Below are 20,499 nucleotides of genomic sequence, written 5' to 3' on the forward strand. Positions count from 1 at the left end.
GCGTCACCACGCAGGGCACCGGTGCCCGGTCAAGTTCGAAGAGCCATCAAAGGTGCTCACAACACACTGTTACGTCCAGATCTCGACCAGCGTCACTTCGCCGCTTGCGGACCGCCCGGACTAGAGGCGCCTGAGTAGTTCGGTCTTCTTATCCGAAAACTCCTCGTCCGTAAGGATGCCTTGGGCGTGCAGCGCAGCTAGTTTCGAGATCTGGTCGGTTACATCGTGAGGACGCGTTTCCTCAGGGGACGGCGACTGCCGGTCACCCTTCGAGAAGGCAGAGAGGGCGAAGTCGGCGATCCTCCCGCTTATGCCTGTCTGGGCGGAGGGCACCTCCGACACCATCTTGTCAGGGGCCTCGGTAGCTGCCTGGCGGTCCTTGAGGAGCACCGAGAACACCATGAATTGCTTCTCGGGCAACGCGATGATCGACTGCTTGCCATCGGCCCAGCTGATGCGCACCGTGTGCCCCGAGTTCATCGCTGCCCCCAGGCCAGCTCCGACGGCTTTGCCGACCCTTCCCGGAATCGCCGCGGTCGCCGCTGCCCGACCGATGGCCCCGCCGACGCCCTCCTTTGGGTCGAGTTCCTCCCACTCGGTGACTGTCTCAGCGTTGATCCTGTGCCGCTTGAACGGGTTAGAGGAATGTTGGATGGAAAGATCGCTGTTCCTGGAGAACCCGGTTGCTCCCCCAACAACGACAGTGCCGCTCGAGAGATGTCCGCCGACGACGCGTCCCTGGCCCGTCAGTTCCTGGAAGAGTGCCATGCGAGGACCTTAGGACACGCCCCCGACGAACCTACCGGCGGTCAGCGCATGTCGGTACTGCTACCCCTGAAGTGTCGTCGGGAACGTGCGCCACCATCAGGGTGTTCAGGTTCGGCCGTACCTGCACGGCGCATTAGAACGCAAGCCGGCCGCGACCGATCTGTGGAGTCCCGCGCCCGACGACCAACGTCAGTCATTCGTCGCGACCATGTAGGCGTCGTGATCGGACAATCGGCGCCCACTGACACTCGCGGATACCCGGCCGGCGCCGAGTACGTCCTAGGCCGTCGGAACGGCGATGTGGTCGATAGAACGATGACCCGGCGTGGCTTGGCGGCCTTCAGTCGTCCCAGGCATCGGCGGCGTGGCCATCGTGATGCATCCCGACGGATCGGGAGTCTCATCGCCGCCTATCGGCTCAGCGGGTTCTGCGGCCCAATGGTCGGCTTCGACCTGATGGTCCCCCGGACGGATGAGCAGATGTCGGTGCTTGCTCCCGGGGATAGGTTTCGTCTCCGAGGCTTGGCTCAGGTCAACGCCCAGGGCAACCCCGGGTGTGGGATGACGGCGCGCGATCGGAGAACTGATGAGCAGGGACGAGCCAAAGGTCGGCCGGGGTGAGCGGCGCTGGCCGATGGTCAGTGCGGCCCTCGCGGCGGGGGCGCTGCACCAGTTGCTGCCCGAGAGCTTCCGCGTCGAACCGCACTGGCTCTACCCGCTGTTCCTGGTGGTGTTCCTCGTGGTGCTCATTGTCGGGGATCCGGGCGTCATCGACCGCGACTACCGATGGCTGCGAGTGACCACCGGCCTGATGATTGGGCTGATCACCGCGGTCAACGGGGTGGCTGCCCTGCGCCTGGTGGTCAAGATTCTCACCGGCGAATCCTTCGGATCCGCTAGGGAACTGTTCGCCACGGGAGCCATTGTGTGGCTCATCAATGTGATCACGTTCGCGTTGTGGTTCTGGGATCTCGACGGGGGTGGCGCCGCCGCGAGGGCGTTGACGAAGGACGTGTCTAGACGGACCTTCGTCTTCCCCGAGATGACTCTAACCGGCTTCGTGTCCGACGACTGGTTCCCGCAGTTTGGTGACTACCTGGCGCTTTCCTTCAACACGGCGACAGCGTTCGGTCCAACCGATGTGTCGGCCGTCCGGAGGTGGGCGAAGATGATGATGATCTCGGAGTCGCTGATCTCATTGATCCTCGCCACCCTGGTCATAGCTCGGGCCGTGAACATCCTCTGAGTGCCCTTGCTACAGGCGTCGATGCAATCCCTCGGCCGCGACACGCGCACGCTGCCCGGCGGGGAAATGCCTGCCCGAGCACTCGGCCACGCCTGCCCGAGCGTCGAATCTCGTACCCCTCGCAAATGCGGTGCGTCTCTGCGGCCGCCTATCCGCCCTCCCGACCTGCGGCATGAGCGGCTGCATTTGGGAGGATGCCGACCATGGAGGTTGCGCGCCTGTCGACACGTCCCGCCGCCGACCGTGGGACCGCCGGGGTCGAAGCCGTGGCACGGCTGCGTGAGCAGCGCACCGTCCTGAGTGCTCGCGTCACGCGGCTCGCCGACGACATGGTGGGCCTGGTCGCGTCTGTTCGCGATTCCAATGCCGATGATGAGCACGACCCAGAGGGCCAGACGATCGCCTACGAGCGCTCCCAACTATCGGCGATCACCCGTCAGGCTCGGGAGCACCTGGCGGAGGTCGACGCCGCCCTCGAGCGCGTTGCGGCCGGAACCTACGGTGTCTGTGAGGTGTGCGGCGAGCAGATCAGTGAAGCACGGTTAGAAGCGAGGCCAACCGCAAGGACCTGCGTCCACCACGTACAGGATCAACGCTAGGCGTCGTCGGTCGGTCAACTCATCGAGAGGGGTTCGATCTCGTCCTGGGGCAGCATCCGAGAACGACCGGCCGCCGGCAGGTCCGGACGTTTCGCAGGGCGAGCATTGAGCCGTCGGGCTTGGGTCAATTCACGACCTCGATGTGAAAGCCCCCCTCGCCCCAGAAGGCGTTGAGCTCACCCTCGGTCGGGAGTTCGACCGCGGAGCACCTCCAGATCAGTCCTCCGGCAGGACCGGGCCAGTAACACACGGCGTACTCCCCGGGCGGCGCCTTGACCCGGAAGTCACCACCGCCGTCGATCGTGGCCACCTTGCCGCCGAGGCGGGTGACCTGTGCCTGGTTGAGTTGCAGGGTGAGGTGGGACCAGGCCAGTGGATGGGCGACCGGATCCTCGCCGGTCGCGTCCCAGAACGGACCATCCACGGCCTCGATAGGGACCAGCGCGAGCACGCCGCCAAAGAGGGCTGGGTCACCGGGCAGACCCGCCACGTCCGACGTACCGGACATGTGTCCGACCAACCCGCCGGAGCCGGCTGGGCTCGGCCCGCAGGCCGATAGGACACCATGGCCAGCGACAGGCCGGCCGCCATCAGGCGGCGCGCAAGCATGCCGTACAGACCAGCCGACCGCAGACTCAACCCGGCGACAGGCATCGAACGCACCCTCAGCAGCGTCCTCATCCCACCCTCCCGATCGGCGCTCAGTGTGACGCACAGAACGAGAATCCGGTTCACGTCGAACGACGTGCGTCGTCGGCAACGCCGTCATCGGCACGGTCGGCGGCAGGTCTGGACGTTCGTGCAGAAGCGCGGCGCTTGGCCACGGGCAGGGCTCAGAAGGTGCGGTCCGCGACCGACACGCGCGTAGCCGCCTCAAGTGCGGAGACCAGTCGAGCGGTCGACGCGGGAGCGGCAGGGGCCTCCATGATCTGGTCCGCGGGCGTGTTCGGGTCAGCGAGGTAGACCTGCGTGTAGGCGGCGGCTTCCGGCTCGAATCGCCAGCTGTCCACCAGTGGCCCCGCGTCCACGGAGTCGAAGCCGAGCCGGTCGAGCAGCCCTCTCACCACATCCTTCGCCTCGTGTCATCCCCGGCGACCGGGAGGCTGTGCGGTCCGTCGCCCCGGAGGACCGGGCCAGCAACGGAATGTGGTGGGCAAGGATGTTGCTAAACGCCTTGACCGATCGGGCACCTTGGAAGTGCCGCTGGACGAGTTCGCTCTGGATGTTCGCCGAGAAGGGTCGCCGCGCCTTCGGGCTGCGACAGGGGGAGCGCGCGAGTCGCGATTCGGTCGAACGTGACGCGCCATGGGGGGCCGCAACGCTTCAGCGCGACTTGAAGTGCATCAGGTCACGTCCGTGCTCGATGACTCTCATGGCCGGCGTACGATTCAAATGTGGCTGAATCAACACCTCTGCAACTGATCACCGCCACCCAGGCCGCGCAGGTGGAGGCATCACTCGCGCTGCTGTCCGCGGCGGCCGACCCGGTGCGGTGGACGGTGCTCCGCCACCTCGCGCAGAACGGCACCAGCTGCGTGTGCGACCTGCAGGACCGGGTGCCGGTGGCCGGCAACCTGCTCAGCTACCACCTGAAGGTGCTGCGCGACGCGGGCCTGGTCACGAGCGCCCGGCGTGGGCGGTGGATCGACTACACGTTGGCCGACGACGCCGCGAAGCGCCTGGCTGCAGCCCTACCGGTGAGCGAGGCGGGAGTCCGGGCATGAGCATCGCCACCCACCTGCCCACCACCCGGACCGGCCGCGGGGTGACCCTGGCGGGTGTGGCCGGGGCATGGGCCTTGGCGTACTGGGTGAACGGGTGGCTCTGGGACGTCCTCTTCTACGACGTGCTCGGCATGGACCCCGGCGCCCGCCTGACCGAGACCCTGCACTTCTTCTTCTACGACACGGTCAAGATCGCCCTGCTGCTGTCCGGGATCATCTTCGTCATCACGATCCTGCGCTCCTACATGAGCATCGAACGCACCCGGGCCCTGCTGGGCGGGCGACGCGAAGGCGTCGGCAACGTCATGGCGGCGGGTCTGGGCGTGGTCACCCCGTTCTGCTCGTGCAGCGCGGTGCCCGCGTTCATCGGGTTCGTCGCCGCGGGGGTGCCGCTGGGGGTGACGCTGAGCTTCCTGATCGCCAGCCCCTTGGTCAACGAGATCGCGATCGGCCTGCTGCTGACCCTGTTCGGGTGGCAGGTCACGCTGGCCTACGTCGTCGCCGGTGTCTCCATCGCGATCGTCGCCGGCTGGGTGCTGGGGCGCCTGAAGCTCGAGCGGTACGTCGAGCCCTTCGTGTTCGAGACCAAGCTCGGCGGGCAGGTCATCGACTCCACCGCCGGGCTGACCTTCGCCCAGCGGGTCCAGATGGGCACCGAGGAGGTCGGCACCATCCTGCGCAGGATCTGGCCCTACCTGCTCGTGGGCATCGGCCTCGGTGCGGTGATCCACGGCTGGGCCCCCGAGGACCTCTTCACCCAGTACGCCGGCGCTGACAATCCCCTCGGGGTCCTGGTCGCCGTCCTCATCGGGATCCCGCTGTACTCCAACGCCGCCGGCATCCTGCCGCTGGTGGAGGCCCTGCATGACAAGGGCCTGCCGATGGGCACCCTGCTCGCCTTCATGATGGCCGTCGTCGCGCTCTCCCTGCCCGAGATGGTCCTGCTGCGCCGGGTCCTGAAGCCCCAGCTGCTCGCCGTCTACGTCGCCATCGTCGGCGCCTCGATCGTCGCCGTCGGGTACCTGTTCAACATCCTGCTCGCCTGAGCACCACCGAAAGGAGGACCCGATGATCATCAAGATCCTCGGTCCCGGCTGCACCAACTGCAAGAACCTCGAACGCGCCACTCTGGATGCCGTCGAGCAGCTCGGCCTGGACGTCACCGTGGAGAAGGTCGAGGACTACCCGACCATCATGGGCTACGGCGTCATGTCCACCCCGGGGCTCGTCGTCGACGACAAGGTCCTCGTCTCCGGCCGCGTCCCCAAACCCGCCGAGATCAAGCAGCTCCTGACCACGGCGGCGGGCTGAACCATTGCCCATGTGACGTGGCAGGAGGCGGCAATGGACGCGCTCGTGGAGGGCCAGACCCACCGAACTCATCGCTTGGCGATGGCGTCAGGCGAAGATCCGGCCGATCTGCTCGAGGCGTTCGGGAACCAGGGCGAACCACGCCTGGTGCCCACGCCGTTCGCGGGTGAGCAGTCCTGCCTCCGTGAGCACCTTGAGGTGGTGGGACACCGTGGGCTGGGCAAGGCCCAGCGCTGGGGTGAGGTCGGCGACGCACGCGCAGCACTCATCAGCGGAGCGGATGATGCTCAGCAGCTGCAGCCGAGCCGGGTCCGAGACCGCCCTGAGCAGCCCAGCCACCTCCTGCGCCTCGGCACGGTCGAGCGGAGCGCGAACCGGCGCACCGCAACACTTGCCGATGGCCCCTTCCAAGAGGGTGGACACGCTCACCCCTCCGTCGGACATCAGTCGTCGACCTCCTGGTTGTCGGATGCGTCTCACAGCCCGGATCGACGCCCCTCAATATTGACACACATCGATTGCCGCTGACAGGCTGATCGGGGGACAACGATGACCAAGCGCCAACAGAATGAGACGGCGAGCACCATGAGCCACCACGCACAAGCCACCCAGCCAGGTGGCGCGAGCCCCGAGGACGACACCGCGCACGTCACGGCCAAGCTCTCCACCCTGGACCGGTTCCTCCCGGTGTGGATCGGTGCCGCCATGGTCGCGGGCCTGCTCCTCGGCCGCGCGATCCCGGGCCTGGACCAGGCCCTGAGCGCCGTCGAGGTGGACGGCGTCTCCCTGCCGATCGCCCTCGGCCTGCTCGTCATGATGTACCCCGTGCTGGCCAAGGTCCGCTACGACCGGCTCGACACCGTCACCGCCGACAAGCCGATGCTGGTCAGCTCGCTGGTGCTCAACTGGGTCGTCGGGCCGGCCCTGATGTTCACCCTGGCCTGGGTCTTCCTCTACGACCTGCCTGAGTACCGCACCGGGCTGATCATCGTCGGGCTGGCCCGCTGCATCGCCATGGTCATCATCTGGAACGACCTCGCCTGCGGAGACCGGGAGGCCGCGGCGGTGCTCGTCGCCCTCAACTCGGTCTTCCAGGTCGTCATGTTCGGCGTGCTCGGCTGGTTCTACCTCTCGCTGCTGCCCGGCTGGCTGGGCCTGCCCCAGGAGACCCTCGACGTCTCGCCGTGGCAGATCGCCAAGTCGGTGCTCGTCTTCCTGGGCATCCCGCTGCTGGCTGGCTACCTGTCGCGACGGATCGGCGAGAAGCGCTGGGGGCGAACGGCATACGAGCGATCCTACCTGCCGGTGATCGGCCCGTGGGCCCTGTACGGGCTGCTCTTCACCATCGTCATCCTGTTCGCCCTCCAGGGCGACCAAATCACCAACAACCCGTGGGACGTCGCCCGCATCGCCCTGCCGCTGCTCGCCTACTTCGCCCTGATGTGGGGTGGCGGGTTCATCCTGGGCAAGGCCCTCGGCATGACCTACGAGCGCACGACCACGCTCGCCTTCACCGCCGCCGGCAACAACTTCGAGCTCGCCATCGCGGTCGCGATCGCCACGTTCGGCGTCACCTCCGGGCAGGCCCTGGCCGGGGTCGTCGGCCCGCTCATCGAGGTGCCGGTGCTCGTCGGCCTCGTCTACGTCAGCCTGGCGCTGCGCAACAGGTTTCCACACCAACCACAGGCCGCGATCCTGCCCCCCAACCAGAGCCCCCATGCCTGAGATCCACGTCTACGAACCCGCCCTGTGCTGCACCACCGGCGTGTGCGGCCCCGAGCTCGACCAGGACCTCGTCCACTTCACCGCCGACGTCTCACACGTCAACGAGTCCGGCGGCCAGGTGGCTCGGCACAACCTCGCCAGCGACCCCCACGCGTTCGTCAACGACGACATGCTCCGCGACTTCATACGCCTCGCCGGTGGCGAGTGCTGCTGATGACCGCCCTGCCGTTCCTCGACAACCCGCCCCGGTTCCTGTTCTTCACCGGCAAGGGTGGGGTCGGCAAGACCTCGTTGGCGTGCGCCACCGCCGTGCGGCTCACGGGTGCAGGACGACGGGTGCTGCTGGTGAGCACCGACCCGGCATCCAACGTCGGGCAGGTCTTCGGTGCCACCATCGGCAACACCATCACCGCGATCCCCGACGTGCCGCTGCTGTCCGCCCTCGAGATCGACCCGCAGCAAGCGGCGGACGCCTACCGGGCCCAGATCATCGACCCGGTGCGTGGCCTGCTCCCCACGGCCGAGGTCGACGCGATGACCGAGCAGCTCTCCGGCGCGTGCACCACCGAGATCGCCTCCTTCAACGAGTTCACCTCCCTCCTGGCGGACCCGCAGGCCACCGCCGACTACGACCACGTCCTGTTCGACACCGCCCCCACGGGCCACACGATCCGCCTGTTGCAGCTGCCCGGTGAGTGGACGACGTACCTGTCCGACGGCAAGGGCGACGTGTCCTGCCTGGGCCCGGTCGCCGGCCTGGACCGCCTGCGCCACGACTACCGCGGCGCCCTGGAGGCCCTCACTGACCCCTCGCGCACCCGGCTCGTGCTCGTCGCCCGCCCCCAACGGTCCGCGCTCGGCGAGGCCGGCCGCACCTACGCCGAGCTGCTCGAGCTCGGGATGAGCGACGCCCACCTCGTCGTCAACGGCGGGATGCCGCACGACGCCGCCGGCGACCCTCTCGCCGCCGCCGTGGAGTCCCGCGAAGCCATTGCCCTGCAGGATCTGCCGGCCAACCTGCGCCCGCTGCCCCGCACGACGATCCCGCTGCTGCCGTTCAACACCGTCGGGCTGGGGGCATTGCGCTCGCTCCTCGACGCCGCCGCACCGCCCCCTCCCGACACCGGCTCAGCCACCTCGGCGACCGTGCCTGACGACTTTGCCGTCCTGCATTCCCTCGTCGACGGCATCGAGGCTGACGGCCCCTCATTGGTCATGTGCATGGGCAAGGGCGGGGTGGGCAAGACGACCGTGGCCGCCGCCGTGGCCCTCGAGCTCGCGCGCCGTGGACACGAGGTGCTCCTGTCCACGACGGACCCCGCGGCGCACCTCACCGAGACCTTGCAGGCCGACGTCGAGCACCTGACGGTCTCGCGCATCGACCCCGAGCACGCGATCACGCAGTACCGCGAACGCGTCATGGCCGGCAAGGGCAGCGCCCTGGACGACGCCGGCCGAGCCGTGCTCGCCGAAGACCTGAAGTCCCCGTGCACCGACGAGGTCGCCGTCTTCCAGCAGTTCTCGCACCTGGTGTTCCAGTCCCGCAGGAAGTTCGTCGTCCTGGACACCGCCCCCACCGGCCACACCCTGCTGCTCCTGGACGCGACGGGCTCCTACCACCGCGAGATCACCCGGCAGATGAGCGAGGGCACCCGCTACACCACCCCACTGATGCGGCTGCAGGACCCGCACCAGACCAAGGTTCTGCTCATCACCCTCGCGGAGACCACCCCGGTCCAGGAAGCCGAGGAGCTGCAGGGCGACCTCGCCCGCGCCGGCATCACCCCCTACGCCTGGGTCGTCAACAACAGCCTCGCCGCTGCCGCGCCCTCCTCTGCATTCCTGCAGGCCCGCGCCCGAGCCGAGCTCCCCTCCCTGGCCCGGGTCGCCGAGCTGTGCGGCAGGGTCGCCATCGTGCCGATGCTCGCCCGCGAACCCGTCGGCACGGCGGCACTGTCCGCGCTCACCCAGCAGAGCGCCACCGAAGCGCAGCTCGCTCATGCCCCCTGAGGTGGCCGTGCCACCACGGCCGGCAACCAGCGCCACCGCAGCGCGTCACCTCCGGACCCGACCTCACCCCCATCCGACCGCAACCCACAAGGAGCCCAACCCCGTGTCCGACAAGCCCTCCGTGCTGTTCGTGTGCATCCACAACGCCGGCCGCTCGCAGATGGCCGCGGCCTACCTGAACCACCTCTCCGGTGGTGCCGTCGAGGTGCGCTCCGCCGGGTCCGCCCCAGCCGATCAGGTCAACCCCTCCGCCGTGGAGGCGATGGCCGAGGAAGGCATCGACATCACCGCCGAGACCCCCAAGATCCTGACCACCGAAGCGGTCAAGGAGTCCGACGTCGTCATCACCATGGGCTGCGGCGACACCTGCCCGATCTTCCCCGGCAAGCGCTACGAGGACTGGGAGCTCGAGGACCCGGCCGGCAAGGGCGTGGACTCCGTGCGACCGATCCGCGACGACATCAAACAGCGGGTCCTGGCCCTGATCGCCTCCCTCGACGTACCCGCCGCAAGGTCCTGACCCGAAGGAGGCGCCACATGGCACCCGACGTCCGCCACGTCATCATCATCGGTTCCGGCCCGGCCGGGTGGACGGCTGCCGTCTACGCCGCCCGCGCCAACCTCGAGCCGCTGATGTTCGAGGGGTCGGTCACCGCTGGCGGGGCGCTGATGAACACGACCGAGGTCGAGAACTTCCCCGGCTTCCGCGACGGCATCATGGGCCCTGACCTCATGGACAACATGCGCGCCCAGGCCGAGCGGTTCGGCACGCAGATCATCACCGACGACGTGCAGTCGGTGCGCCTCGAGGACGACGTCAAGGTCGTCACCGACTCCGAGGGCACCGAGCACCGGGCCCGGGCTGTCATCCTCGCGATGGGCTCGGCCTACCGCGAGCTCGGGCTGCCCGACGAGAAGCGCCTCTCGGGCCACGGTGTCTCGTGGTGCGCCACGTGCGACGGGTTCTTCTTCCGCGACCAGGACATCGCCGTCGTCGGCGGGGGCGACTCGGCCGTCGAGGAGGCCACCTTCCTCACCAAGTTCGCCCGCTCGGTCACCATCGTGCACCGCCGCGACGAGCTGCGCGCGAGCGCCATCATGGCCGAACGAGCCCACGCCAACCCCAAGATCCGATTCGCGTGGAACAGCGTCGTCGACGCCATCCACGGCGCGGACAAGCTCACCGGCGTCACGCTGCGCGACACCATTACTGGCGCCACGCGCGAGCTCCCGGTGACCGGTCTGTTCGTCGCGATCGGGCACGACCCCCGCAACGAGCTCGTCAAGGGCGTCGTCGAGCTCGACGCCGAGGGCTACGTCCTCGTCGAGGGCCGCTCCACCCGCACCAACGTCCCCGGGGTCTTCGCCTGCGGCGACCTCGTCGACCACACCTACCGCCAGGCCATCACCGCCGCCGGGTCCGGCTGCGCCGCCGCCCTGGACGCCGAACGGTTCCTCGCCGCACGCGAGCAGCCCGGAAAAGGCGCGACCTCCGCGACCCCTGGGGTGGCCTGATGTCCGGTTCCATCGTGCGTGACAATGGCTCGGTCTCGGGGTCGGGCGGGGCACGACGCGGTGTGCTGTTCATCTGCGTCAAGAACGGTGGCAAGTCCCAGATGGCTGCGGCCCTCATGCGCCAGGTAGCCGGCCAGGACATCGAGGTGCACTCCGCCGGCACCAGGCCCGGCGCCGAGCTGAACGCGTTGTCCGTGCAGGTCCTGGACGAGGTCGACGCCCCCACGGCGGGCGAAGTGCCCAAGCCCATCGACCCGCACCTGCTCGCGCGCATGGATGTCGTGGTGACCCTCGGTGAGGAAGCCCAGGTCGACACGGTGCCCGGGCCACGCTTCGAGACGTGGGTCACCGACGAACCCAGCGAGCGCGGCATCGACGGCATCGAGCGGATGCGCCTCGTGCGGGACGACATCGCGGCCCGCGTCAAAGTCCTGGCTGTGGATCTCGCCGGCCTGCCCGCACGGGTTGGGGGTGCGCACGGGGACCCGTCACCCGGCGAGACCCAAGGAAGGTCGACATGACCCAGAACCCGCGCCCGGTCCAGGCGCCGCTGGAGTACCGCGTCAGTGCCGCCACGATGGGGAACGGCGGCGCCCAGGTCACGGCGGCCGGGGCAGCGATCCCGGTGGATGTCACCTGGGGCGGTGCGCCGGATGGCCCCGGGCCCGCCGAGCTGCTCGCGGCGGCATTGGCTGCTCGCCTGCTGAGGAACCTGTCGCGCTGCGGAGAACTGATCGACTTCCGGTACGACGGCGCAGAGGTAGACGTCGTGGCTCGGCGGCAGGACAGCCCACCCCGGTTCGTGGAGTTCACCTACGCGCTGCGCGTCTCCACCGACGAGCCGGAGCACCGCGTGAACCTGGCACACACCAACCTGCGCAAGTTCGGCACGGTGTTCAACACCCTTGCCGCCGTGTGCGAGGTGCACGGCACGCTGGAGGCGTTCCCGCGGATGGAGCACGACTGACCACCCGGAGGGTTCGGGCTCGGTTCTCACCCCGGTGAGCGGAGGCGCCGACCCGGCGACCAAGAAGAGAGGAACAGCTCATGAACGACACGAACCCGGAAGTCCGCGACGAGGTGCGGGCCCACTACGCCCGGGCCGCCACCGCCATGACCGCCGCGGACGGCCGGACCACCCTGACCGTGGTGGACACCGACCAGTGCTGCAGCCCATCACCCGGAGCGCAGACCTCCTGCTGTGGGGCCGACCAGGAGGTCGGGCCCGCCTTCGGCGCCGCCCTGTACTCAGCCGGCGAGCACGGCGAGCTGCCGGTCGAGGCGGTCGCCGCCAGCCTGGGGTGCGGCAACCCGATGCTCGTGGCCGAGCTGCGCCACGGGGAGAAGGTCCTCGACCTCGGCTCGGGCGGAGGGATCGACGTCCTGCTCTCAGCCCGACGCGTCGGGGACGGCGGCTTCGTCTACGGCGTCGACATGACCGACGAGATGCTCGACCTGGCCCGCGCCAACGCCGCCAAGGCGGGCGTGCAGAACGTGCAGTTCCTCAAGGGCGTCATCGAGGAGCTTCCGCTGCCCAACAGCGCGGTCGACGTCATCATCTCCAACTGCGTCATCAACCTGTCCACCGACAAGACCGCCGTGCTGTCCGAGATGTACCGGGTACTCCGGCCCGGAGGCCGCATCGGCATCTCCGACGTGGTCGCGCAGGACCACCTGAGTCCGACCGACCGGGCGCAGCGCGGCTCCTTCGCCGGGTGCTTCGCCGGGGCACTCTCCCGCCAGGAGTACCTCGACGGCCTCACCGCCGCCGGCTTCGTCGACCCGGACGTCACCTTCACCCACGAGGCGGCCGACGGCATGCACGGAGCGCTGATCCGGGCCACCAAACCGGAGGACAGGTCCACGCAGGCCTGACCACCGCCGCGACCACTATCGGTGCACGTTGGCCCTGTCGGGAGCGCTGGGCACCCGGGAGTCCCGCTTCGGCCCGGGTTCTGTTCACCCCGGCACCGGTGGGCGGTCTGCCTGCGCGGTGCGCCCGAGGTGATCAGCGCACGGCTTCTTGTGTGACCGATGCGGCCAGCCGGGTCGCACGAAGCAGACTGACCGTGGCGGCCGCGCACAGCATGAGTACTCCGACCAGCGCCGGTGAGTACGAGCCGGTCACGGTGCGCGCGAGGCCGGCGGCGAAGGGCCCAGTGGTGGTCGCGACCGTGGTGAGGACCGTCATCAGAGCGGCCAAGGTCGCGTACCGGGCGACGCCGAACCCGTGCGCCAGCAGGACCGGGCGCGCGATCGTACCGACGCCGAACCCCGCACCGAAGAGCAGCACGAACGTGGCCGCGCCCGCGACGGTCTCGCCCGCGGTCATCAGGACGAGGACGCCGGTTGCCTGCAGGGTGAACATCACTGCGGTCGCCACCCCGACCGGGATGCGGCGGGCCGCCCCGGTCAGGACCAGACGCCCCGAGACCGACAGGGCCCCCAGCGTGCCTGTCGCCGTCGCGGCGAAGGCTGCTGTGTGGCCGTGCTCGAGGAGGAACGGGACGAGGTGCACGGCCACGACGATGACGGCGCAGGCCTGGGCGGCGAATGCCGCCGCGTACCAGCGGAACAGCGGCTGGCGCAGTGCCCATCCGGCCGTGGCGCGCACGCTGCTGCCGTGGTCGGGCGGGCCCTCGACGAGGTGACGGGGCGGCGGATGTTCGGCGCCGTCGGGGTGCATTCCCAGGTCGGCCGGCTCGGCCCGCAGCACCAGCCAGTGCGGAAGGACGGTCAGGGCAGCCAGGGCACCAGCCAGGACCAGGAGCGCGCCTCGCCATCCCAGTGCCTCGATCAGGGCATGCGACGCGGGTAGGGCGATCGTCGAGGCGAACCCGGCGACGACGGTGACGGCGAGCAGCGCCGTGGACCGCTTGGCGTGGAACCACCGGATGACCACCGCGAATGCCGGGTCGTACAGCACGGCGGCCCGGGCCGCACCGATGCCGGCCATCACGAGGTAGAGCCCAGTTACCGAGGTCACCTGGGACCACGCCGCCACCAGCAGCGCACACACGATCGACCCGGTCGTCATCAGACCGCGCGGACCGCGGGCGTCCAACCATCGGCCTACCGGCACCGAAACCAGCCCGGTCAACAGCACCGCCAGCGAGAACGCCCCGCCCAGGACCGCCGGTGAGAAGCCGAGCTCGTCGCCCATCGGCACCTGGAAGACAACGAACGCGTAGTACAGGACGCCCCAGCTGACCGTCTCGGTGACCGCCAACACCGCGACGATGCGCCACCCGTGGAAGACCCGCACCGGCGCCGGCGGGCTCACTGAGGAGTCCGCAGGCGCCGGCGCTGGCGCCAGACGGGTCACCCGCAGCAGCCACCGGAGCGGCTCGCCGAGACGTCGGTGACGGCCACGGCCGGCGCGCCGAACGCCACGGTGCCGGGGTCCTGGACGACGCCACCGACGAGGTCACCGGCTCGCCCGTTGGGCACACCGGTGGCGAACCCGACCCGGAGCCGGTCCAGCGAGGCGACGACGTTCTGCTCGCTGGCAGGGGACGTCACGGCACTCGGGGTGTCACAGCATCCTCCGGCAGCCTCCGCCCCGGCTGCGACCTCGTCGTCGGCCAGGGCGTTGCTCGAGGAGCACACTCCGGTCTCGGGGAGGACGAGCTGCACCTCGTCTGCGGCGGTGTCGTCCCCGGCGAGGTGGGCGGCGATGGAGCGGACCTGCTCGTTGCCCGTGGTGATCAGGAACGTCGGTGCCCTTCCGTAGGACTTCATCCCGACGACGAACAGGCCGGGCTCGTCCTCATGGGCCAGCTCACGCCAGCCGTGCGGGGGCACCGACCCGCACGAGTGGAAGGCCGGGTCGACCAACGGCCCGATCGCGCGCGGCGCCTCCAGGCCCGGGTCGAGGTCGAGCCGGAGCTCGGAGAGCATCACGAGATCCGGCCGGAACCCCGTGGCGGCCGCGATGGCGTGCACCCCCTCGATGGCCCGCTCACCTTCGAACGTGTCACCGACCACGGTCACCGACCCACCCCCGGCGTCGACGTGGACCTGCCTGGTTGCGAAGCCCGCGATGTGCTCGAGCGCACCTGACTCGACGAGGTCCTGCAGGTCGGCGCCGAGGCGGCCGCGGTCGGGAAGCTGGTCGGCGGTCCCTCCACCGAACACGCGGCGGGTGTTCGTGCCGCGGGTCGCCCACACGATTCGCGTTCCCGGCACCTCCCGGGCCAGCTGGGCCAGGGCGACCAGGGTGTTGGCCGCGGAGTGGCCCATGCCCACCACGAGTGTGGTGCGACCGGCGAACCGGGCCCGGTCGCCACCCAGGACGTCCGGCAGGGGCCCCACCAGGAATCCCGCCGCCCGGGCAGCGGGCTCACCCAGGGCAGGCAGGCCGGAGGCGCCGAGCGGGTTGTGCTGTCCCCACGTGCCGGAGGCGTCGATGACGGCTCGGGCGCGCAGGTCCTGCATCGCCCCGTCGGCACCTTGGACCCGCACGAGGAACGGACGCGTCTCGCGCCCCACCGTGCGTGAACGGTCCAGCCCGTCCCGGGAGACGGCCACGACACGGGTCGTGGTCTTCACCGCATCGCCCAGGGCCGCCGCCAACGGCGTGAGGTACCGGTGGACGATCTCGGCGCCCGTCGGCGACCGACGCTCGGCCGGGCGGGTCCACCCGGTCGGTGCGAGGAGCTTCTCCGCAGCGGCGTCGACGATGAACTGCCATGGCGTGAAGGTGCGGATGTGGCCCCACTGCGCGACGGCAGACCCCACCGAGTCCCCAGCCTCGAGGACCAGGAACGGCAGCCCCCTCGCAGTGAGCTCCGCGGCAGCGGCCAAACCGACCGGACCGGCCCCGATGACGACGACGGGCAGGTCAGGGTCCGTGGTGCCGGGGTTGCTGGGTTCGAGGGTCTGTGCGGTCACGCTGGTCTCCTTCGACGACTGGCCCGCACGGGTGCCCTGCGGGCCATCTGCGAACCGATGCTTGATCTTCGACGTTCATCGAACCATAACTTCGATGCTCATGGAAGCATTCCTTCGAACGCTATCGAAACATGACCCTGTTGGAGGTAGCCTGTGGCCATGGCTTCGACCACGACCACTCCCCCCGAGGCAGACCCCATCACCGGCCTGACAGCTCTCGATGCGTGCTGCCAGCCGATCCGCTCGGGCGTGGCCGACGCGTCGGCCCAGGCCCTCGCAGAGATGTTCAAGGCCCTGGCCGACCCCGCACGCGTGAAGATCATGTCGATGCTGCTCAATGCCGACGAGGTCTGCGCCTGCGACATCTCCCAGGGCATCGGCAAGAGCGCCGCCACCGCGAGCCACCACCTGAAGATCCTCAAGGAGAGCGGTCTGGCGATCAGCGAGAGGCGCGGCACGTGGGTGTACTACCGCGCCGTGCCGCAGCGAGTCGCGGCCATCCGCGACGCCCTCGCCCTGGGCGGCTCAGGGCACCGCCTACAGCACCGGAGGACGACGGGTCGCGCCGGTACCTGATCGGCGGCGCGGCCGCCGCCTGCGCGGTCTGTTGCGCGCAACCGCTGATGGCGCTGCTCGGGATCGCCGCCACCGGAGCGGCAGCCACCGTGGCGAGCCTGCTCTTCGCCGGAGCCGTCTTCGCGGTCGTGGTCGCCGCGCTGAGCGTGGGCGGGTTCCTCGCCGGACGCCACGGCTGGCCCCGTCGTGTCCGGGTGCCAGAATCCCGCCATGACGGTGACCCGCTCCCTGACCCTGTTCGTCCTGGCGGCGATCGCTGAGATCGGTGGGGCCTGGCTGATCTGGCAGGGCGTGCGCGAGCACCGCGGCTGGGTCTGGATCGGGGCCGGGGTCATCGCCTTGGGCTTGTACGGCTTCGTCGCCACCCTGCAGCCGGACTCGAACTTCGGCCGGATCCTGGCTGCCTACGGCGGCGTGTTCGTCGCCGGGTCGCTGGCCTGGGGGATGATCCTCGACGGGTTCCGCCCGGACCGCTACGACGTCATCGGCGCCCTGATCTGCTTGGTCGGGGTCGGCGTCATCATGTACTCGCCCCGTACCGGCTAGGACCGGCCAGAGGGCTCACATCGGCCGATGGGTGAGTGGGGTCCCGACTCACATGGGGTTTTGTGCCTCGTTCAGCACGGGCCGTTCAGGGGCAGTTGCGTCCCCCTGAGTTCCAGCAAGAGGCGTCCCATCTACGGTGGCCGGCGGCGCTGCGGCGACGTGGCGTGGCGGAAGCATCTGCACCTGGTTGCTGCTGCGCGAACGAGGTCGTGGATCAGTCGTCGTCTTCCACGAGCTGGCCTTCCCACGCCTCGCGGCCCTCGTGGATGGCGAAAGCGGCGATCACGAACCCGGCCGCGGGATCCAGCCATGCGGCGCCGGTGAGGGCGAACAACCCGAGCCCGACGAGGGTGGAGATGCTGAGCATGACGCAGATTCTTGTCTCGGCTGCGTCAGCGAGGATGAGGCGGTCGCCGCCGAGGGCCTGCGCGACGCGGTGCTTCTCGCGGGCCAGGATCGGCATGACGACGACCGACGCGGCGAGCAGTACCAGCCCGACGACCGAGGTGTCAGGGGCTTCGCCGCTGAGCAGGTCGCGGATCCCCACGATGACGACGTACGCGGCCAACACGAAGAACGTCACGGCGACGGCTCGAAGCGTGCGCCGCTCCTTTGCCTCGTCAGCCTCGCCGTGTCGCAGCCGGGCGGCCAGTCGCAGCCCGACGAGGACGGCTGCGGCGGACTCGATTCCGCTGTCCAGGCCGAAGCCGACCAGGGAGACCAGCCCGGCCATGAGCCCGGCCGTCACGGCGACGACACCCTCGATGACGTTGTAGGCGACGGTGAACTGGGCCAGGCGGAGCCCGCGCCGGGTCAGCGCTTCGGTGCGGGCGTCGGTCAGGTCGGGCGAGGTGGCGGGGTTGGTCACGAGTCATCCTTGGTGACGAGGTTCCGTGTGTGGGGTTGAGCGCGACGGTCTCGTCAGTCAGCCCGGCTGAGTCCGTCGTGCGCTTGTCCTTCGCTACCAGTCGACACCCTGGCAGTGCTTGCTGTCGCTGGTCTCGACCTGCAGGGTGGCGTGGGCGATCCCGAACTGGTCGCGCAGCAGGGCTGTGGCTTGGGCCAGCACCTCGTCGGACTCGTCGCGGACGACGAGGTGGGCGGTGGCGACGTCCATCCCGGAGGTGAGGGTCCACAGGTGCAGGTCGTGAACCTCTTCGACACCGTCGACGGCGGTGAGGGCCTCCATGACGGTGTCCGGGACCATTCCGGCGGGGGCGTGCTGGCCGAGCACAGCCAGCACCTCGCGTCCCAGGCGCAGGGCGCGCAGCAGGACGAAGGCGCCGATGGCCAGGGCGATGACGGTGTCCCAGACCGCCTCCCCGGTGACTGTGATCAGGACGGCGGCAACGATGACACCGATGGACCCGAGGGTGTCGGCGACGACCTCGAGGTAGGCGCCCTTGACGTTCAGGCTCTCGCCGGCGCCGCCGCGCAGCAGCAGCAGCGCGATGACGTTGATCACCAGGCCGATCGCACCGACGACGAACATCGCCGTCGAGCCGACCTCCGGGGTGGACCCCATGCGCCCGATCGCGGCGATGACGATGTAGATCGAGACCGCGATCATCACCAGCACGGCCAAGCCCGACGCGAAGATCTCGGCCCGGTAGGACCCGAACGTGCGACGACCGGTGGTGTCGGGTCGGGCGGCGATCCTGGTGGCCAGCAGCGCCGCACCGAGGGTGACGACGTCGGCGGCCATGTGCCCGGCGTCGGAGAGCAGCGCGAGGGACTGCGACATGATCCCGGCGACGAGCTCGACGCCGAAGAAGGAGGCGACGAGGCCGAAGGAGACGGCCAGGCGCCACCGGTGGCGCCCACCGGCGTGCCCGGGAGGTGGGTGGGAGTGCCCGCCGCTCATCGGGACGTCACAGGTCCCTGGTCGGTCGCGGGCGTGGTGTGCACGACGTGCTCACGGGTGACGTCCAGCAGCATCCGGACGTGACCGTCGGAGAGGCGGTAGTACACGTTGCGGCCCTCGCGGCGGCCGGCCACGACACCGGAGGCGCGCAGCATCCGCAGGGCCTGGCTGACCGTGGACTCCGCGGTGGAGGTCGCGGCGGCCAGGTCGCACACGCACAGCTCACCGGCCTCGAGCAGGGCGTACAACAGGCGGGCACGGGTGGGGTCGCCCAGGAGCTTGAACACCCCGGTGACCGTCGCCAGCTCGTCGCGGCCGGGCGCGTTGTCCACGACCAGCGCCACCTTCTCCGGATGCACGCCGTTCACTGCGCACCCGTCGAGTCCCACCACGTGAGTCACCACGGTCAACCTCCATATCTGAACGATCGCTCAGATGTCAGGGTCGTCCGGTCGACCGGTGATGTCAAGTCGCCGTTTCCGTGCCCCGATTTCAGGACTGCCATCAAGTGCAACGCCGTCGTCGTGGCGGTCGGTATCGCGGCCGTCGTCGGCCTCACTCTCCTGGCCCGGCCTTCCGCGGAGCAGCCCGCGGCGGCCGACCCGCAACGGTCGCCCTCGTCCGCGTGCGCGGACGTCGTGGTCCGCGAGGACAGCCACGGACTGTCCGCCGCCCCGGCGGGGTCCCTGCTCCGTGGAACCGTGCACCCCTGCGTTGACAGGTGACCAATAGGTCACCTATTGTTCGTCGGGTGGATGCGGTGTTCAAGGCCCTCGCGGACCCGACCCGACGCGATCTGCTCGACGCGTTGTTCGTCGAGGACGGTCAGTCGCTGACAGCGCTGGAGCAACGGGTCCCGATGAGCCGGTTCGGGGTCATGAAGCACCTCAAGGTCCTCGAGGAGGCCGGTCTCGTGGTCACCCGTAGACAGGGCAGGGAGAAGCTGCACCACCTCAACCCCGTCCCCATCCGCCTCATCCACGACCGCTGGGTGAGCAAGTACGCCGAGCCGTGGGCCTCGGCCCTGGTCGAGCTCAAGTCACACCTGGAGGACACGCCATGACCAACCCCGACGTCCCCGTCTCGTTCGCACGCGGCACGGCCCCGGTCGCGGACACCGCGGTGTTCGAGATCTTCATCAAGACCACACCCAGCCGGCTCTGGGAGGCCATCACCGACCCGCAGACGCGCGCGAAGTACAGCTTCGGGGTCCAGACGCACTCGGACTGGACCGCCGGGTCGACGTACGAGTCCGGCATCCCCGGCGCCGTCGACATCGCGGGCGGGGAGAACCTCGTGGTCGACCCACCGCGGCTGCTGGTGCAGACGTTCCAGGCGCGGTGGAGCGAGGAGGTGCTGGCGCAGGGCACCACCCGGGTGACCTGGGAGATCGAGCAGGTCGGCGACTCCTGCCGACTCACCGTCGTTCACGACCAGCTGCCGGCCAGCGCCAACGCCGAGCTCTACGGAGGCTGGCCGATGATTCTCTCTGGCCTCAAGACCCTGCTCGAGACCGGCAAGCTGCTGACCACGCCCGGGTCCCTGATGTACAGCCCCGCGCAGGCATAGGCCGGGAAGGACCATCACGCCTTGGCGAACCGCGTGCTGCTCCACGGAGCGGTCGGCGGTGCTGGACGCGACTTCCCGACCGGCGACCGAAGACTGGCTTGAGGGGCCGGCCCGACCCGCGTCACCGAGCTGTTCGGGTGGCAGCGCTGACAC

At 69.5% G+C, this 20,499-nt stretch carries 24 protein-coding genes and 1 pseudogene; 16 read left to right on the top strand and 9 right to left on the bottom strand.

The genetic code is table 11. The features are described from left to right. Positions 1-120: 120 nt before the first annotated feature. On the bottom strand, positions 121-768 hold the full coding sequence (locus ABD899_RS17710; protein ID WP_345208471.1) for an SHOCT domain-containing protein: 648 nt from the start codon (positions 766-768) through the stop codon (positions 121-123). Positions 769-1,354: 586 nt separating this feature from the next. Between ABD899_RS17710 and ABD899_RS17715 the strand changes: the two genes are divergently transcribed. Continuing rightward, positions 1,355-2,014, top strand: coding sequence for a hypothetical protein (locus tag ABD899_RS17715; protein WP_345208473.1), 660 nt, complete (start codon positions 1,355-1,357; stop codon positions 2,012-2,014). Positions 2,015-2,217: 203 nt separating this feature from the next. Continuing rightward, positions 2,218-2,613, top strand: coding sequence for a TraR/DksA family transcriptional regulator (locus ABD899_RS17720; RefSeq protein ID WP_345208475.1), 396 nt, complete (start codon positions 2,218-2,220; stop codon positions 2,611-2,613). Between the two features lie 124 nt (positions 2,614-2,737). Here ABD899_RS17720 and ABD899_RS17725 read toward each other — a convergent pair whose 3' ends face one another. After that, positions 2,738-3,121: a hypothetical protein gene (locus ABD899_RS17725; protein WP_345208477.1), complete on the bottom strand. Its 384-nt coding sequence runs from the start codon at positions 3,119-3,121 to the stop codon at positions 2,738-2,740. A gap of 325 nt (positions 3,122-3,446) precedes the next feature. Further along, positions 3,447-3,677: a hypothetical protein gene (locus tag ABD899_RS17730; RefSeq protein WP_345208479.1), complete on the bottom strand. Its 231-nt coding sequence runs from the start codon at positions 3,675-3,677 to the stop codon at positions 3,447-3,449. Between the two features lie 330 nt (positions 3,678-4,007). On the opposite strand from ABD899_RS17730, the gene ABD899_RS17735 reads away from it, so the two are divergent. From ABD899_RS17735 to ABD899_RS17745, 3 genes are read left to right on the top strand one after another with little or no spacing between them, the layout of a single operon-like run. Beyond that, positions 4,008-4,337, top strand: a complete 330-nt coding sequence (locus ABD899_RS17735; RefSeq protein WP_345208481.1) for an ArsR/SmtB family transcription factor — start codon at positions 4,008-4,010, stop codon at positions 4,335-4,337. After that, entirely contained in the window at positions 4,334-5,383 is a 1,050-nt protein-coding gene (locus ABD899_RS17740) for a permease (RefSeq protein WP_345208483.1), read from the top strand. Before ABD899_RS17735 ends, ABD899_RS17740 begins: the two co-directional genes overlap by 4 nt. Before the next feature lie 22 nt (positions 5,384-5,405). Next, the gene (locus tag ABD899_RS17745; protein ID WP_345208485.1) at positions 5,406-5,648 is read left to right on the top strand and encodes a thioredoxin family protein; all 243 of its coding nucleotides are present in this window, start codon (positions 5,406-5,408) and stop codon (positions 5,646-5,648) included. A gap of 87 nt (positions 5,649-5,735) precedes the next feature. Here the strand turns inward: ABD899_RS17745 and ABD899_RS17750 are convergent, their stop codons facing one another. After that, the gene (locus ABD899_RS17750) at positions 5,736-6,071 is read right to left on the bottom strand and encodes an ArsR/SmtB family transcription factor (protein WP_345208487.1); all 336 of its coding nucleotides are present in this window, start codon (positions 6,069-6,071) and stop codon (positions 5,736-5,738) included. A gap of 162 nt (positions 6,072-6,233) precedes the next feature. Between ABD899_RS17750 and arsB the strand changes: the two genes are divergently transcribed. The 8 genes from arsB to arsM all read left to right on the top strand — a co-directional run bounded on the left by arsB (position 6,234) and on the right by arsM (position 12,773). Beyond that, on the top strand, positions 6,234-7,373 hold the full coding sequence (gene arsB / locus ABD899_RS17755; RefSeq protein WP_345208489.1) for an ACR3 family arsenite efflux transporter: 1,140 nt from the start codon (positions 6,234-6,236) through the stop codon (positions 7,371-7,373). Further along, positions 7,366-7,587 (top strand): arsenic metallochaperone ArsD family protein, encoded by a 222-nt coding sequence (locus ABD899_RS17760; RefSeq protein WP_345208491.1) that lies wholly within the window; start codon positions 7,366-7,368, stop codon positions 7,585-7,587. The genes arsB and ABD899_RS17760 overlap by 8 nt, the downstream gene beginning before the upstream one ends. Continuing rightward, positions 7,587-9,383 (top strand): arsenical pump-driving ATPase, encoded by a 1,797-nt coding sequence (gene arsA, locus ABD899_RS17765; RefSeq protein WP_345208493.1) that lies wholly within the window; start codon positions 7,587-7,589, stop codon positions 9,381-9,383. The genes ABD899_RS17760 and arsA overlap by 1 nt, the downstream gene beginning before the upstream one ends. A 103-nt stretch (positions 9,384-9,486) precedes the next feature. After that, positions 9,487-9,903 carry an arsenate reductase ArsC gene (locus ABD899_RS17770; RefSeq protein ID WP_345208495.1) on the top strand — a complete coding sequence of 139 codons (417 nt, stop codon included), beginning with the start codon at positions 9,487-9,489 and terminating at the stop codon, positions 9,901-9,903. 17 nt (positions 9,904-9,920) lie between these two features. Then, the gene (gene trxB / locus ABD899_RS17775) at positions 9,921-10,898 is read left to right on the top strand and encodes a thioredoxin-disulfide reductase (RefSeq protein ID WP_345208500.1); all 978 of its coding nucleotides are present in this window, start codon (positions 9,921-9,923) and stop codon (positions 10,896-10,898) included. Continuing rightward, positions 10,898-11,419: an arsenate-mycothiol transferase ArsC gene (locus ABD899_RS17780; protein WP_345208503.1), complete on the top strand. Its 522-nt coding sequence runs from the start codon at positions 10,898-10,900 to the stop codon at positions 11,417-11,419. The genes trxB and ABD899_RS17780 overlap by 1 nt, the downstream gene beginning before the upstream one ends. Beyond that, complete coding sequence (locus ABD899_RS17785; RefSeq protein ID WP_345208507.1) at positions 11,416-11,865, top strand: OsmC family protein; 450 nt, start codon at positions 11,416-11,418, stop codon at positions 11,863-11,865. Before ABD899_RS17780 ends, ABD899_RS17785 begins: the two co-directional genes overlap by 4 nt. Before the next feature lie 80 nt (positions 11,866-11,945). Beyond that, positions 11,946-12,773 (top strand): arsenite methyltransferase, encoded by an 828-nt coding sequence (arsM, locus tag ABD899_RS17790; RefSeq protein WP_345208512.1) that lies wholly within the window; start codon positions 11,946-11,948, stop codon positions 12,771-12,773. A gap of 133 nt (positions 12,774-12,906) precedes the next feature. On the opposite strand, the gene ABD899_RS17795 is transcribed toward arsM, so the two are convergent. Both ABD899_RS17795 and ABD899_RS17800 read right to left on the bottom strand, forming a co-directional pair. After that, positions 12,907-14,181 carry an MFS transporter gene (locus ABD899_RS17795; RefSeq protein WP_345208516.1) on the bottom strand — a complete coding sequence of 425 codons (1,275 nt, stop codon included), beginning with the start codon at positions 14,179-14,181 and terminating at the stop codon, positions 12,907-12,909. A 38-nt stretch (positions 14,182-14,219) separates the two neighbouring features. After that, positions 14,220-15,791: an NAD(P)-binding domain-containing protein gene (locus tag ABD899_RS17800; protein ID WP_345208518.1), complete on the bottom strand. Its 1,572-nt coding sequence runs from the start codon at positions 15,789-15,791 to the stop codon at positions 14,220-14,222. Positions 15,792-15,950: 159 nt separating this feature from the next. Between ABD899_RS17800 and ABD899_RS17805 the strand changes: the two genes are divergently transcribed. Together ABD899_RS17805 and ABD899_RS17810 are read left to right on the top strand one after the other, a co-directional pair. After that, positions 15,951-16,367, top strand: coding sequence for an ArsR/SmtB family transcription factor (locus ABD899_RS17805; RefSeq protein WP_345208522.1), 417 nt, complete (start codon positions 15,951-15,953; stop codon positions 16,365-16,367). 210 nt (positions 16,368-16,577) lie between these two features. After that, positions 16,578-16,913, top strand: coding sequence for a YnfA family protein (locus ABD899_RS17810; RefSeq protein ID WP_345208527.1), 336 nt, complete (start codon positions 16,578-16,580; stop codon positions 16,911-16,913). Positions 16,914-17,127: 214 nt separating this feature from the next. Here the strand turns inward: ABD899_RS17810 and ABD899_RS17815 are convergent, their stop codons facing one another. The 3 genes from ABD899_RS17815 to ABD899_RS17825 form a co-directional block, all read right to left on the bottom strand. Then, entirely contained in the window at positions 17,128-17,781 is a 654-nt protein-coding gene (locus tag ABD899_RS17815) for a cation efflux transmembrane domain-containing protein (protein ID WP_345208531.1), read from the bottom strand. A gap of 93 nt (positions 17,782-17,874) precedes the next feature. After that, positions 17,875-18,777, bottom strand: a complete 903-nt coding sequence (locus ABD899_RS17820; protein WP_345208536.1) for a cation diffusion facilitator family transporter — start codon at positions 18,775-18,777, stop codon at positions 17,875-17,877. After that, positions 18,774-19,145 carry an ArsR/SmtB family transcription factor gene (locus ABD899_RS17825; protein WP_345208540.1) on the bottom strand — a complete coding sequence of 124 codons (372 nt, stop codon included), beginning with the start codon at positions 19,143-19,145 and terminating at the stop codon, positions 18,774-18,776. Before ABD899_RS17825 ends, ABD899_RS17820 begins: the two co-directional genes overlap by 4 nt. 383 nt (positions 19,146-19,528) lie before the next feature. On the opposite strand from ABD899_RS17825, the pseudogene ABD899_RS17830 reads away from it, so the two are divergent. Beyond that, positions 19,529-20,346: pseudogene (locus ABD899_RS17830) on the top strand (ArsR/SmtB family transcription factor). Positions 20,347-20,499: the final 153 nt, after the last annotated feature.

The organism is Fodinibacter luteus, assembly GCF_039541575.1.
GTDB lineage: Bacteria > Actinomycetota > Actinomycetes > Actinomycetales > Dermatophilaceae > Fodinibacter > Fodinibacter luteus.